The organism is Streptomyces sp. NPDC023481 (assembly GCF_055560195.1).
This window is the reverse complement of sequence record NZ_JBVHJE010000005.1, coordinates 189,014-202,977: the sequence shown is the minus strand read 5'-3', so window position 1 is coordinate 202,977 and position 13,964 is coordinate 189,014. Positions and strand designations below refer to the sequence as shown.

At 73.6% G+C, this 13,964-nt stretch carries 13 protein-coding genes; 9 read left to right on the top strand and 4 right to left on the bottom strand.

What is annotated here, in order from left to right; translation table 11 throughout:
• Positions 1-37 precede the first annotated feature (37 nt).
• The 6 genes from ACZ3ZD_RS13250 (at position 38) to qcrB (ending at position 6,631) form a co-directional block, all read left to right on the top strand.
• Entirely contained in the window at positions 38-241 is a 204-nt protein-coding gene (locus tag ACZ3ZD_RS13250) for an MbtH family protein (RefSeq protein ID WP_014676677.1), read from the top strand.
• 182 nt (positions 242-423) lie between these two features.
• Positions 424-993 carry a GNAT family N-acetyltransferase gene (locus ACZ3ZD_RS13245; RefSeq protein WP_467396144.1) on the top strand — a complete coding sequence of 190 codons (570 nt, stop codon included), beginning with the start codon at positions 424-426 and terminating at the stop codon, positions 991-993.
• Positions 990-2,240 carry an MFS transporter gene (locus ACZ3ZD_RS13240; protein ID WP_467396142.1) on the top strand — a complete coding sequence of 417 codons (1,251 nt, stop codon included), beginning with the start codon at positions 990-992 and terminating at the stop codon, positions 2,238-2,240. The genes ACZ3ZD_RS13245 and ACZ3ZD_RS13240 overlap by 4 nt, the downstream gene beginning before the upstream one ends.
• A 94-nt stretch (positions 2,241-2,334) precedes the next feature.
• Positions 2,335-4,782, top strand: coding sequence for a SpoIIE family protein phosphatase (locus ACZ3ZD_RS13235; RefSeq protein ID WP_467396141.1), 2,448 nt, complete (start codon positions 2,335-2,337; stop codon positions 4,780-4,782).
• A gap of 80 nt (positions 4,783-4,862) precedes the next feature.
• On the top strand, positions 4,863-5,138 hold the full coding sequence (locus ACZ3ZD_RS13230; RefSeq protein WP_467396139.1) for a hypothetical protein: 276 nt from the start codon (positions 4,863-4,865) through the stop codon (positions 5,136-5,138).
• Positions 5,135-6,631 (top strand): cytochrome bc1 complex cytochrome b subunit, encoded by a 1,497-nt coding sequence (qcrB, locus tag ACZ3ZD_RS13225; RefSeq protein ID WP_467396137.1) that lies wholly within the window; start codon positions 5,135-5,137, stop codon positions 6,629-6,631. Before ACZ3ZD_RS13230 ends, qcrB begins: the two co-directional genes overlap by 4 nt.
• On the opposite strand, the gene ctaF is transcribed toward qcrB, so the two are convergent.
• Both ctaF and ctaD read right to left on the bottom strand, forming a co-directional pair.
• Positions 6,567-6,950 (bottom strand): aa3-type cytochrome oxidase subunit IV, encoded by a 384-nt coding sequence (gene ctaF, locus ACZ3ZD_RS13220; RefSeq protein WP_467396135.1) that lies wholly within the window; start codon positions 6,948-6,950, stop codon positions 6,567-6,569. The genes qcrB and ctaF overlap by 65 nt on opposite strands.
• Positions 6,947-8,629 carry an aa3-type cytochrome oxidase subunit I gene (ctaD, locus tag ACZ3ZD_RS13215; protein ID WP_467396134.1) on the bottom strand — a complete coding sequence of 561 codons (1,683 nt, stop codon included), beginning with the start codon at positions 8,627-8,629 and terminating at the stop codon, positions 6,947-6,949. The genes ctaF and ctaD overlap by 4 nt, the downstream gene beginning before the upstream one ends.
• A gap of 96 nt (positions 8,630-8,725) precedes the next feature.
• Between ctaD and ACZ3ZD_RS13210 the strand changes: the two genes are divergently transcribed.
• Both ACZ3ZD_RS13210 and ACZ3ZD_RS13205 read left to right on the top strand, forming a co-directional pair.
• On the top strand, positions 8,726-9,094 hold the full coding sequence (locus ACZ3ZD_RS13210; protein ID WP_467396133.1) for a DUF6479 family protein: 369 nt from the start codon (positions 8,726-8,728) through the stop codon (positions 9,092-9,094).
• Between the two features lie 183 nt (positions 9,095-9,277).
• Entirely contained in the window at positions 9,278-9,463 is a 186-nt protein-coding gene (locus ACZ3ZD_RS13205; protein ID WP_467396131.1) for a hypothetical protein, read from the top strand.
• Between the two features lie 9 nt (positions 9,464-9,472).
• Here ACZ3ZD_RS13205 and ACZ3ZD_RS13200 read toward each other — a convergent pair whose 3' ends face one another.
• The gene (locus ACZ3ZD_RS13200; RefSeq protein ID WP_467396129.1) at positions 9,473-10,057 is read right to left on the bottom strand and encodes an isochorismatase family protein; all 585 of its coding nucleotides are present in this window, start codon (positions 10,055-10,057) and stop codon (positions 9,473-9,475) included.
• A gap of 288 nt (positions 10,058-10,345) precedes the next feature.
• Positions 10,346-10,783, bottom strand: a complete 438-nt coding sequence (locus ACZ3ZD_RS13195; RefSeq protein WP_467396128.1) for a MarR family winged helix-turn-helix transcriptional regulator — start codon at positions 10,781-10,783, stop codon at positions 10,346-10,348.
• Positions 10,784-10,926: 143 nt separating this feature from the next.
• On the opposite strand from ACZ3ZD_RS13195, the gene ACZ3ZD_RS13190 reads away from it, so the two are divergent.
• Entirely contained in the window at positions 10,927-13,962 is a 3,036-nt protein-coding gene (locus ACZ3ZD_RS13190) for an FAD-binding and (Fe-S)-binding domain-containing protein (protein ID WP_467396126.1), read from the top strand.
• The last annotated feature ends 2 nt before the right edge of the window (positions 13,963-13,964 follow it).

Below are 13,964 nucleotides of genomic sequence, written 5' to 3'. Positions count from 1 at the left end.
GGCACGACGACATCACGGCATGACGAAAGGACACGACATGGACGAGAACACCCGCTACCAGGTGCTGCGCAACGACGAGGAGCAGTACTCCCTCTGGCCCGTCGACATCGAGGTGCCCGCCGGCTGGCAGCCCGTCGGCAAGGAGGGCACCGAGGCCGAGTGCTCCGCCTACGTCGACGAGGTCTGGACCGACATGCGGCCCAAGAGCCTGCGCGAGCGCATGGAGAACGCCGGCGCCTGACCACCGCGGCCCCGCACGACCACCGCGGACCCGCCGGGCCGGCCCCGCACGACGCCGGCCCGGCGGCCCGCCCTCCCCGCCCACCAGCCGGCCCGACACGCCGGCCCGGCCCCCCACGTGCCGCCGTCCCGGCGCCCCACCGCCCTCGGCCCCCGCCACCGCATCACCTCCGAGGAGCCGCCATGACCCCCGTCCTGCGCACCGAACGCCTGGAGTTCCTCCCCTACCGGCCCGAACACGAGGACGTCTTCGTCGCCCTGCTGCGCGACGCGGAGGTGTGCCGCTGGATGGGCCAGGACCTCGTACCCGAACCGGAGATCCGCGCCCTCTTCCGCGCCATCCTCACCGACGTCTACCCGCAGCGCCGCTTCGACGTCTGGGGCCTGTGGCACGCGGGCGCCTACGTCGGCCACGCCGAGGTGAAGCCGACCGGCAACGTCGACGGCCACGAACTCGTCACCGCGCTCGCCCCCGCCTACTGGGGCCACGGCCTCGGCGGCGAGGCCGTCCGCGGCCTCCTCCGCCACGCCGCCGACGACCTCGGCCTCGCCGAGGCCTACGGCATGGTCGGCGCCGAGAACACCGCCAGCCTGAGCATGTGCCACCGCCTGGGCTTCCGTCACGTCCGCGACATCACCGCCGACGACGGCACGGTGACCAAGCTGCTGGTCATCCCCACGGCACTGGGCGCGGTCCCGGACCGGACGACCGAGGGCGCGGGCGGGCCCGTCCGGCGTGAGGAGGCCGTATGACACGGGCACCGGTCAGCGACGGCGACACGGAGGCCGCGGGCGGGGAACGGGCGGGCGGCCTGTGGCGCAACCGGGACTTCACGCTGCTGTGGGCCGGGCAGTGCCTGTCCGATCTCGGCGGCGCCATGGTGGACCTCGCGCTGCCGCTGCTGGTGCTGCAGCAGACCGGCTCGCCGGCCCGGGCCGGGCTGGTCGGTACCGTCGGACTGGTCACCGCCCTGGTGTGCCGGCTGCCGGCCGGGGTCCTCGCCGACCGTGCCGACCGCCGCCGGCTGATGCTCGGCTGCGACGCGCTGCGGCTCGCCGGGTACACCCTGCTCGGCTGGGCGGTCCTGACCGGCCGGGCGAGCCTGCCCGTGATCCTCGCCGTGGTGGTCGCCGGCTCCGCCGCCACGGCCGTCTTCAGCACCGCCGAGCACGCCTCGGTACGCAACCTGGTCCGCCCCGGCCAACTGACCTCCGCCGTCGCCCGCAACGAGGCGCGGACCTACGGCGTCTCGCTGGCCGGACCGCCGCTGGGCGGCCTGCTGTTCGGGCTCGGCCGGGCCCTGCCCTTCCTCGGCAACGCGCTCAGCTTCCTGCTGTCCCTCGTGGCCGTCTGGCGCATCCGCGGCCCCCTCCAGCAGCCCCGGAGCGAGGCCGCCCCACCCCTCGGCGCGTCCACCGTGCAGGGCCTGCGCTTCCTGCTCGGGCATCCGTTCCTGCGCGCCCTGCTGGTGATCGCCGCCCCGCTGAACATGGCCTTCACCGGCATGATCTTCGCGATGACGCTCGCGCTGCGCCGCGCCGGCGTCTCCCCGCCGCTGATCGGACTCGCCGGCACGATCTTCGCGCTCGGCGGCCTCCTGGGCGCGCTCGCCGCCCCGGCGCTCCAGCGGCGGCTGCGGCTGCCCGTCCTGATCACGCTGCTGTGCTGGGCGACCGCCGCGTTGATGGCCGTCGGCACGCTGCTGGCGGGCACGGTGGCGGGCGCCGTACCGCTGGCCGCCGCCGTGTTCCTCGGGCCCACGGCGAACGCCGCCCTCTTCGCCCACCAGGCCGCCGTCACCCCCGACCACCTCCAGGGGCGGGTGGTGGGGGGCGTCCTGCTCGCGGCCGGCTCGGCCGCCGCGCTCGCCCCCGCCCTGGCCGGTGCGCTGCTGGCCCGCTTCAGCCCGGTCCAGGCCACGCTGGTCTTCCCCGCCCTGGTCACGGCCGCCGCCCTGACGGCCACCCTGAGCCGGGGCATCCGGACGATGTCCGGCTAGGCCCTCCCCGCTTCCGGCCCCGGCCCACGCTCCCCGGAGGTTCGGACAGGTCACAGGGGCTGCGCGGGCGGCTCATACGCGCTGTAATGGCGAGGTGGTGAGTGAGGGCGCTGCGGTCAGCGGAACGAGAACGGCGCCCGAGCGTGCCGAAGTCGCCCTCGCCTCGCTGATGGCGTCCCCGGACACCCCCGACCGGCTCCGCCGCCTCCTCGAACAGGCGCTCGTGTTCGCCGGGGCGTCCTTCGCCGGGGTGTACAGCCCCGGCGACGACCCCGCCCAGCTCTGTCTGGCCGAGTCGGCCGGCCTGCCCCGCACCCTGTACGGCCTGCGCGACTGCTACCCGGTCGCCGGCGGCTCCCCGGTCGCCGAGGCGCACCGCGCCGGACGCCCCCGGTGGCTCGGCCCCGCCGAACTGGCCGGCTGCCCGGACGCGCGCCGCACCCCGTCCCCGGACTTCTGCGTGGCCGTCCTGCCGCTCTCGCAGGGCAGCGGCTGCCTGCTGGCGGTCGGCGAGCACCCCGGCGGCTTCGGCACCGACGAGCGGGCCTGCCTCGAACTGGTCGCCGGCGCGCTCGCCGTCCCCGCCCCGGCCGCCGCGGGCGAGACCGGCGACCTGCCCGAGGACGCCTTCAGCCTGGCCATGGACACCGGCCGGGTCGAGGTCGGCGGGGCCATCCTGCGGCTGCTCGACATCGACCGGGACGACTTCGACGGCCGCGTGGAGACCCTGCTGGGCCGCGCGGTCCCCGAGGACCTGCCGGCGCTGATGTCCGTGGTCGAGGCCGACCACATGTCCATCGGCGAGCGCGAGCTGGAGTTCCGCGTCCTGCGGCCCACCGGGCCACCCCGGTGGCTGCGGCTGCGCGGCCGGCTGCTGCCCGGCGGCGAGGGCCGCACCGCCCGGCTGGTCGGCACCGTCGCCGACGCCTCCACCCTGCGCTCCGACGTCACCGACGTGGCCAGGGTGCAGCGCCTGGCCGCCGCCCTCGCCACCGCCGGCACCGTCAAGGACGTCGGCCAGGCCGTCGTGGCCGCCCTGCGCAGACCGCTCCAGGCCGACCGGATCGCACTGGCCGAACTCGAGAACGACCGGCTGGTCGTCACCGTCCTCGACCCGCCCGAACCCGAGGCCTGGCCTGAGGTGTGGCGCAGCGAGTGGCGCACCGAGTGGCCCGACGCGCCGGTGCGCGCCATGCCCACCCTGGCCGCCGCGCTGCGCGAGGGACGCGCCCGGATCTGGCCGGCCGGCAGCCCGCTGGAGCCCGCCCTCGCCGAGGTCGGCCCGGGGGGCCTGGCCGTACTGCCGCTGCCCGCGGCCGGCCGCATGGCAGGCGCCTGTCTGCTCGGCTGGGACGACCCGCACGACTTCGCCCCCGACGAGCGCGCCCTGCTCACCGCCTGCGCCGGCCTCGCCGGCCAGGCCCTGCTGCGCGCCCACGCCTTCGACGCCGAGCACGAACTCGTCGGCATGCTCCAGCGCACCCTGCTGCCCCGCCGCCTGCCCCGGCTGCCCGGCGCGGTCGCCGTCGCCCGCTACCTGCCCACCACCGCGGGCCTGGAGGTCGGCGGCGACTGGTACGACGTGATCCCGCTCGCCGACAACCACGTCGCCCTCGTCATCGGCGACGTCCAGGGACACAACGCGGGCGCCGCCACCCTGATGGGCCAGATGCGCACCGCGCTGCGCGCCTACGCCGCCGAGGGCCACCCCCCGGACGTGGTCGTCGCGCACGCCAACCGGCTGCTGCTGGAGATGGAGACCGACCTCTTCGCCACCTGCGCCTACGTCGACGTGGACATGGAGCAGGGCACCGCCTGGTGCGTGCGCGCCGGGCATCTGCAACCGGTGCTGCGCCACCCCGACGGCACCGCCGAGATCGTACGGGCCGAGGGCGGCCCGCCGCTCGGCGTGCTCGCCCAGGCGGAGTTCCCGATGACCCCGCTGCGCCTGAGGCCCGGCACCGTGCTGGCGCTGACCACCGACGGCCTGGTGGAGTCCCCCGACTCCGACCTGGACACCGGCATGGCCGGGCTGGCCAGCCGGCTGTCGGCCGCCGACCCCGCCCACCTGGGCCTGGTCGCCGACGCGCTGCTCTCCGGCGCCCACCGCGGCGACGACGTGGCGCTGCTGCTGGTGCGCTACGACGGGATGGCCGTACGGCCGCTGCGGGAGAGCTGGACGGTGTGGCGGGTGCCCGAGGCGGTCCGGCACGCCCGCCGCTTCACCCGACGCACCCTGCGCGGCTGGGGCGTGTCCCAGGACGCCCTCGACGCGGCCCTCCTCATCGTCTCCGAACTCGTCACCAACGCCCTGGTGCATACCGGCGGCCAGGTACGGCTCGACCTCAGCCTGGTCAACCACCGGCTGCGTCTCGCCGTGGCCGACACCTCCCCGCGCAGCCCGGTGCAGCCCACCAGCATCGGCTGGGAGGCCACCGGCGGCCGGGGCATCCTGCTGGTGGAGGCCGTGTCGGCGGCCTGGGGGACGGTCCCGGTCAGCGGCGGCAAACAGGTCTGGGCGGACCTCGTCACCGGCGGCTGACGCCCGCTCGGGTGCGCCGTAGAGCCGTTCAGACAGGCTGGGGAGGCGTGTTCCGCCACCCGTGTCTAGGGTCGGTTGATGTGGCACACACCTTCGAGGAACTGGTGCAGAAGCAGCGCGCGGCCGAGGCGGCCCACACCATGGTCGAGGAGCTGCGCGACGCCTACGGCCCGCCGGCCGAGCGGGGCATGACGGGCGCCCAGTCGGGCACCTACGAGACCGCCCTGCGCGCCTGGCGGGACCTGGCCCGCGATGTGCAGACCGCGGTGAGCGAGTACGCCAAGGAGACCGGCCGGCCCCGGCGCGAGGTCGAGGCAGAGGTGGAACGGGCGGCGGCGTCCGAGGACGACCGGTGAGAGGCGGCGGCGCCCGCCGTGCGGAGCGGGCCGCCAAGGCCCTGGACGCACGGTTGCCGCTCACCGAGGGCGGCGCGGTGCTGCGCAAGGCGTTCCCGGAGCACTGGTCCTTCCTGCTCGGCGAACTCGCCCTGTACAGCCTGCTCGTGCTGGTGCTGACCGGGGTGTGGCTCACCCTGTTCTTCCAGCCGGAGATGCGCGAGGTGGTGTACGCCGGGTCGTACGTGCCGTTGCGCGGGGTGCGCATGTCGGCCGCCTTCGACTCCACCCTGCGGATCAGCTTCGACGTGCGCGGCGGCCTGCTGATGCGGCAGACCCACCACTGGGCCGCGCTGGTCTTCGTCGCCGCGATCGGCCTGCACATGCTGCGGATCTTCTTCACCGGCGCGTTCCGCCGGCCCCGCGAGCTGAACTGGGTGATCGGGCTGACCCTGTTCGCGGTCTCCCTCGCCGAGGGCTTCGCCGGCTACTCGCTCCCCGACGACCTGCTCTCCGGCACCGGGCTGCGCATCGCGCAGGGCATCATGCTGTCCCTGCCGGTGGTCGGCACGTACGTCGCCTTCTTCGCGTTCGGCGGCCAGTACCCGGGCCACGACATCATCACCCGGCTGTACCCGCTCCACATCCTGCTGCTGCCCGGCCTGCTCATCGGCCTGGTCACCGTGCACCTGATCCTGGTGTTCCACCTCAAGCACACCCAGTGGCGCGGCCCCGGCCACTCCCACCGCAACGCCGTCGGCAAGCCGATGTACCCGCAGTTCTCCGCCACCTCCGCGGGCCTGTCCTTCACGGTCTTCGGTGTCCTGGTGCTGCTCGCCGGTCTCGCCCAGGTCAACCCGGTCTGGAAGTACGGCCCCTACCGCCCCGACCAGGTCTCCACCGCCTCCCAGCCCGACTGGTACGTCGGTTTCCTGGAGGGCTCGCTGCGGCTGGTGCCCCCCTGGGAGACGAACGTCGCCGGGCACACGCTCATGTGGAACGTGCTGCTGCCGGCCGTCGTCCTGCCCGCCCTGCTGTTCGCCGTGCTCTACGCCTATCCGTTCGTGGAGCAGCGCCTGACCGGGGAGCGGCTGCGCGAGCAGCACCTGTGCGACCGGCCGCGCGAGCGCCCCGTCCGCACCGGCCTCGGCGTGGCGGGCACGGTGTTCTACGGCGTGCTGGTGATCGCCGGCGGCAACGACGTCATCGCCCAGACCTTCCGGGTCTCCGTCAACGCCATCACCTGGGTGCTGCGCGTCGCGCTGGTCGTGGCACCCGTCCTGGCCTTCCTGGTGACCCGCTGGCTGTGCCGGGCCCTGACCGCGGCGGAGCGGGAGCGGCTGGAGGAGGGGGTGCCGACGGGCGAGATCCACCAGACCCTCAGCGGCGGCTACGTCTCCGACCACGAGCCCGTCACGTCGTTCCGGCCGGGCGCCCCGCGCAGGCCCCTCACCGGTGCGCGTACTGGAACACCAGCCCGGCGACACCGCGAGCCAGAATCCCCAGACCGATGAGGAACAGCCACAGCCCGAAGACCACACCGCTCGCCGTCACCGCGAAACCGAGCGCGGTGACGACGGGCCAGCCGCTCTGGTCGGGGAAGAACGCCACCAGCCCGGCCGCGTCCACCACCTCGGCCCTGGTGCGGTCCTGGGCGCGGCTGCCCCGGCGCCGGTACTGGATCAGGCAGAAGAAGGCGGTCAGCGACGCCATCGCGCACGCCACGACCAGCGCGACCGTGCCGCTCACCTCCTGCGACCACACCCCGTACAGGGCGGCGGCGCCGCCGAAGAAGACCGCCACCACGCCGAACAGCAACGCTTCCGTCTTCACCGGAGCAGCTCCTCTCCGGGCGGCTGCTCGATCCCGGGATGGTGCAGGTCGAAGGCGGGCGACTCGGAGCGGATGCGCGGCAGCGCCACGAAGTTGTGCCGCGGGGGCGGGCACGACGTCGCCCACTCCAGGCCGCGCCCCCAGCCCCAGGGATCGTCCAGGGTGACCCGCTCGCCCCGGACGGCCGTACGCCAGACGTTGTACAGGAACGGCAGCGTGGACACGCCGAGCAGCAGCGCGCCCAGCGAGGACAGGGTGTTGAGCAGGGCGAAGCCGTCCGCCGGGAGATAGTCCGCGTACCGGCGGGGCATCCCCTGCTCGCCGAGCCAGTGCTGCACCAGGAAGGTCAGCTGGAAGCCCGGGAACAGCAGCCAGAAGTGGATCTTGCCGAGCCGTTCGTCCAGCATCTTGCCGGTGAACTTCGGCCACCAGAAGTAGAACCCGGCGAACATCGCGAACACCACCGTGCCGAACAGCACGTAGTGCAGGTGCGCCACGATGAAGTAGGTGTCGGTGAGGTGGAAGTCCAGCGGCGGCGAGGCGATCAGCACCCCGCTCAGCCCGCCCAGCAGGAACGACACCAGGAAGCCCATCGACCACAGCATCGGGGTCTCGAACGAGACCGACCCGCCCACCATGGTCCCGATCCACGCGAAGAACTTGATGCCGGTGGGCACCGCGATCAGGAACGACATGATGGAGAAGAACGGCAGCAGCACCGCACCGGTGGCGAACATGTGGTGCGCCCACACCACCGCGGACAGCATGGTGATCGAGGTCGTCGCCCCGATCATCGGCACGTACCCGAACAGCGGCTTGCGGGAGAACACCGGGATGATCTCGGAGATGATCCCGAAGAACGGCAGCGCCACGATGTAGACCTCGGGGTGCCCGAAGAACCAGAACAGGTGCTGCCACAGCAGCGCGCCGCCGTTCGCCGCGTCGAAGACGTGGGCGCCGAACTTGCGGTCGGCCTCCAGCGCCAGCAGCGCGGCGGTGAGCACCGGGAACGCGGGCAGGATCAGGATCGAGGTGAACAGCACGTTCCAGGTGAACATGGGCATCCGGAACATCGTCAGGCCCGGGGCGCGCAGGGTCACGATCGTGGTGATGAAGTTGACGGCGGTCAGGGTCGTGGAGACACCGCTCACCACCAGGCCCATCGCCCACAGGTCGCCGCCCGCGCCGGGGGAGAAGTAGGCGCTGTTCAGCGGGGCGTACGCGAACCAGCCGAACGCCGCCGCACCCTCCGGCACCAGGAACCCGGACACCACCATCAGCCCGCCGAACAGGTACATCCAGTACGACAGGGCGTTCAGCCGGGGCAGGGCCAGGTCCGGGGCGCCGATCTGCAGCGGCATCACCGCGTTGGCGAACCCGGCGAACATCGGTGTCGCGAACAGCAGCATCATGATCGTGCCGTGGATCGTGACGAACTCGTCGTAGCCCTGTCTGCTCAGCAACTGCAGTCCGGGCCGCGCCAGTTCGGCGCGCATGCCGAGCGCCAGCAGCCCGGCGAACAGGAAGAAGCAGAAGGAGGTGACCATGTAGAGCCGGCCGATCACCTTGTGGTCGGTCGTGGTGACCCACCGCAGCAGGGTGCGGCCGGGACGCGGGGCGGGGGCCGTGTAACGCGTGACGATCTCGAACGTTTCCGGCACTTCTGGCAGATCGGTCATCCCGGGCGAGGCTACTCGCGGTGACCGAGGGGCCGGTCACGCCACGCCCTGCGCACATCCGGTCGTATCCGCCGCTCGGCCGGGTACCCGGAGGTCATGAACAATGCCATGTACCAAGCGGCCGCCGGCGCTCAGGTGTTCGGATACGTCCTGATCCTGCTCGCCGGTCTGGCCTGCGTCGCGGGACTGATCTGGGCCTTCCGGCTGGGCATCAAGGTGCGCGAGCGGGAGTCGGCGCCGCCGCGCCCCGAGGAGCAGCCCACAATGCCGGCGTCCGGGCCGGTCCACGAGACGCGCGAGGTCCGTGAGCCCGACGAGGTGCCCCGCGCGGCCGACGGCGGCGAGCGCCTGACCCCCCACCAGCTCGGCAACGTGGGCAGCAAGCGCGCCGAGGACCAGAGCCGGCCCCGCTGGTCGCCCGGTTCCAGCGGGTCCTTCGGCGGCGGTGGCGGCGGGCGTACCTGAACCGCGCCCGAACGCCGCGCGCCGGGCCCGTGTTTCGGGCCCGGCCGCCCGGGGACCCGGTCGGACACAGATTCGCGGCCGGACCCCGGCGGGCCCGGCGGACGGCTCCCGCACCGGACGGTTCCCGCATCGGACGGCTTCCGTACCGGACGGTTCCCGTACCGGGCGGGGCGCAGAAGGAAGATGGACGACGTGACCGCGCATGCCAGCGAGAAACCTGCCATACCCGACGCGGAGACGGGCTGGGCCGCCGCCCACCGCCTGCGGAACCGAGGGGTACGCACCTGCGTGCCCGCCGTCGTGGACAGCGCCTCGGCGCACCGGCAGGGCCCGGACGCCGAGGACAACATCGTGCGCGGCGAGGACTGACCCGGTCGCTCAGGCGCGGGTCTTGGCGAGCAGTTCGAGGATCTCCGCGGTCGTACCGGTCTCGCCGAGCCGCGGGAAGACCCGCTCGACGCTGTTGGCGTGCGCCTCGGCGTCGGCGTCGGCCATGGCGTCCGTGGCGAGCGTGACGTGGTAGCCGTGGGCATAGGCGTCGCGGGCGGTGGACTCCACGCCGATGCTGGTGGCGATGCCGGTCAGCACGATCTGCGTGACACCCCTGCGGCGCAGCTGGACATCCAGGTCGGTGCCGTGGAAGGCGCTCCAGTTGTGCTTGGTGACATGGATGTCACCGGCGTGCCCGGACAGTTCGCCGACGACGACGTCCCAGCCCTCGGGGAAGGCCAGTCCACGCGGCCCGCGCTCGGTGCGCCCGGGGACGGCGTCGGCCCCGTCGGGCGCGAAGGACACCCGGACCAGGACGACGGGCAGCCCGTGCGAGCGGAACGCGCCTGCCAGGTCGGCGGTGCGGGCCACCACCTCCGGGCCCGGGAAGGGGTGGGTGGGCATGGCGACGATGCCGCTCTGCAGGTCGATCGCGACGAGGGCGGTGCGGGGGTCGAGCGTGGTGAGCGACATGGGTCGGTCAGGCCTTTCGGGAATCCGGGGAAACGCGGGGAATGAGCCGGCCGAGGGGACGGCCGGGCGGGTCGTCGCCGGCGGCAGCACCTAGCCGGCGAGCAGGGACGGGGCCGGCGCGATACGGGCGGGCCGCCGCGGTGGCGGCGGACGCGCCCGGCGCGCCGAGGCGGGGGCACACGTATGGCGGCCGCGGGCCTGTGAACGGCGGCCCGGCCTGCCGGGACAGGGCGTACCGCGGCGGGATGGCGGCGAACGCCCTCCCGGCGCGGGCCGCGAGCACCGCCGTCACGGCCGGGACAGCCGTTCCAGCAGCTCCAGTGCCGCGAGGACCGTCCGCCGCTCCTGTTCGGTGTAGCGGTCCTGGAAGGCGCGGGCCAGCCACTCCTCACGGACCTGCCGGTTGCCCTCGGTGCGGGCCCGGCCGCCGTCGGTCAGCGTGACCAGCTGGCGGCGGCCGTCGTCGGGGTCGGGAGCGCGCCGGACCAGTCCGTGCCGCTCCAGGGCGGCCAGCGTGGTCGCCATGGACTGCGGACGCACCCCCTCGGCCGCGGCGAGTGCGCTGGCCGTGGCCGCGCCGTGCTTGCCGACCAGGGCGAGCGCCGACTCCTGCGAGGGGCTGAGGTCGGCGTCCTGCGCCACCTCGCGGATGCGGCGCCGCAGCCTGCTGAAGACCACGCGCAGATCGCGTGCCGCGCGAGCGGCGGAGTCGGAGATGTCGGCCATGCGGTCAGGTTAGGACCGGCAGCCGAAACTGTCCAGTTGGAGCTGTACACCTCAGACTGTTCAGTTTTGCCTGTCTGTTTGCCGGGGTACTCGCGGCCTCGGACAACGCACGGCGGTGACCCGACTGAGCTAGAGGAGCACAGATGACCCCTCCGGACAGGTCCGGCCTGGAGGCGGCACTCCGGGCCGAGGTGGACGGCGAAGTCCGTTTCGACGCGGGCAGCCGCGGCGCCTACGCCACGGACGGTTCGAACTACCGGCAGGTCCCGCTGGGCGTCGTCGTGCCCCGCACGGTGGAGGCGGGCGCCCGCGCGGTCGCGGTCTGCGCACGCTTCGACGCCCCCGTCCTCTCCCGGGGCGGCGGCACCAGCCTGGCCGGCCAGTCCACCAACACCGCCGTGGTGATCGACTGGAGCAAGTACTGCACCGGGGTGATCTCCGTCGACACCGAACGGCGCACCTGCGTGGTGGAGCCCGGCATCGTCCTGGACGAACTCAACCGGTACCTCGCCCGCCACCGGCTCCAGTTCGGCCCGAAGCCGTCCACCCACAGCCACTGCGCGCTCGGCGGCATGATCGGCAACAACTCCTGCGGCTCCACCGCCCAGGCCTACGGCAAGACCGTCGACAACGTCCGGCGCCTGGAGATCCTCACCTACGACGGGCAGCGCGCCTGGGTCGGCCCCACCCCGCCCGACGAACGCGCCCGGATCATCGCCGGCGGCGGCCGGCTCGCCGAGATCTACGCCGGCCTCGACCGCATCGCCACCGAGTACCTGGCCGACATCCGCCACGGCTACCCCAAGATCCCCCGCCGCGTCTCCGGCTACAACCTCGACTCCCTGCTGCCCGAGAACGGCTTCGACGTCGCCAAGGCCCTCGTCGGCAGCGAGGGCACCCTGGTCACCGTCCTGCGCGCCGAGATCGACCTCGTGCCCGTACCGCCGTACAAGTCCCTGCTCGTCCTCGGGTACGACGACATCTGCGCCGCCGCCGACGACGTCCCCCGCCTGCTGGAACACTGCTCGCCCAGCCAGCTGGAGGCGCTGGACGGGCGCATGGCCCAGCTGATGCGCGAGGAGGGCGCCTACCTGGACTCGCTCGCCATCCTGCCCGAGGGCGACAGCTGGCTGATGGTGCAGTACAGCGGCGACAGCCAGGAGGACGTCGACGCCCAGGCACACGCGCTGCTCCACGCCCTCGGCCGCGACGAGAAGGACGCGGACGTCGCCTTCTCCGACGACCCCGCGCGCGAGGAGAAGATGCTCAGGGCCCGCGAGGCCGGCCTCGGCGTCACCGCGCGCCCGCCGGACGGCCGGGAGACCTGGGAGGGCTGGGAGGACTCCGCCGTACCGCCCGAACGCCTCGGCGACTACCTGCGCGACCTCAGGCGGCTGTTCGAGGAGTTCGACTACGACCACCCCTCCCTGTACGGCCACTTCGGGCAGGGTTGCGTACACACCCGCATCCCCTTCGGACTGCGCAACGCCGAGGGCGTGGCCGGATTCCGGCGCTTCCTGGAACGCGCCGCCGACCTCGTCTGCTCCTACGGCGGCTCCCTCTCCGGCGAGCACGGGGACGGCCAGTCCCGCGGCGAACTGCTCACCCGGATGTTCGGGGAACGGCTCGTCACCGCGTTCGGCGAGCTGAAGGCGCTCTTCGACCCCGGCAACCGGATGAACCCCGGCAAGATCGTCCACCCCAACCCGGTCGACGGACAGCTGCGGCTCGGCCCCAGCTGGCGGCCGGACACCCCCACCACCCACTTCGGCTTCCCCGAGGACGACCACTCCTTCAACCGCGCGGTCATGCGCTGCGTCGGCATCGGCAACTGCCGCGGCCACTCCGGCGGCGTCATGTGCCCCTCGTACCGCGCCACCATGGAGGAGGAGCACTCCACGCGCGGCCGGGCCCGGCTGCTGTTCGAGATGCTCGACGGCCACGCCGACTCCGCGATCGAGGACGGCTGGCGCTCCACCGAGGTACACGACGCCCTCGACCTCTGCCTGGCGTGCAAGGGCTGCAAGTCCGACTGCCCGACCGGCGTCGACATGGCCACCCTCAAGGCCGAGTTCATGTCCCACCACTACGAGGGACGGCTGCGTCCCATGGCGCACTACTCCATGGGCTGGCTGCCCCTGTGGGCCCGGCTGTCCCGGACCGCGCCCTCCCTGGTCAACTCGGCGCTCCACGCGCCCGGTCTGGCGCGCCTGGGCAAGCGGCTGGCCGGCGTCGCCGCGGCCCGCCAGGCCCCCGTCTTCGCCGAGGAGTCATTCCTCCAGTGGTGGCGGGCGCGCGGCCGGGAGGAACCCGACCCGGCCGACCCGCGCACCGTCGTGCTGTGGCCCGACACCTTCAGCACCTACTTCCACCCGTCCATCGCCCGGTCGGCCGTCCGGGTCCTGGAGGACGCCGGCTTCCGGGTCGCCGTCCCCACCCGGCCGGTGTGCTGCGGCCTCACCTGGATCTCCACCGGCCAACTGCCCGCCGCCAAACGGGTGCTGCGCCACACCCTCGACGTGCTGCGCCCCTACCTGGAGGCCGGCACCCCGGTCATCGGCCTGGAACCCTCCTGCACGGCCGTCTTCCGCTCCGACGCCCCCGAGCTGATGCCCGGCGACCAGGACGTGGAGCGGCTCGCGGCCCAGACCCGCACCTTCGCCGAACAGCTCGTCCACCACGCCCCCGACGACTGGCAGCCGCCGCGGCTCGCCCGGCAGGCGACCGTGCAGACCCACTGCCACCAGCACGCCATCATGAAGTTCGACGCCGACCGCGAACTGATGCGCCGGGTCCACCTCGACGCCGACGTGCTCGACGAGGGCTGCTGCGGTCTGGCCGGCAACTTCGGCTTCGAACGCGGCCACCACGAGGTGTCCATGGCCGTCGGCGAACAGGGCGTCCTGCCGGCCGTCCGCGCCGCCGCCCCGGACAGCCTGGTCCTCGCCGACGGCTTCAGCTGCCGCACCCAGATCGAACAGGGCGGCACCGGCCGCCGCGCCCTGCACCTCGCCGAGGTCCTCGCCCTCGCCCTCGACGGCAACCTGCCCGCCGACCACCCCGAGAAGCTGGCCGACCGGCCCGCCGAGCCGTCCGGTACGGCCCGCTGGGCGACGACCGCCGCCGTGGCCGCCGTCGCCCTCGGGGCCGTGGGCGGACTGCGGCGGCTGCGGAGGTGACC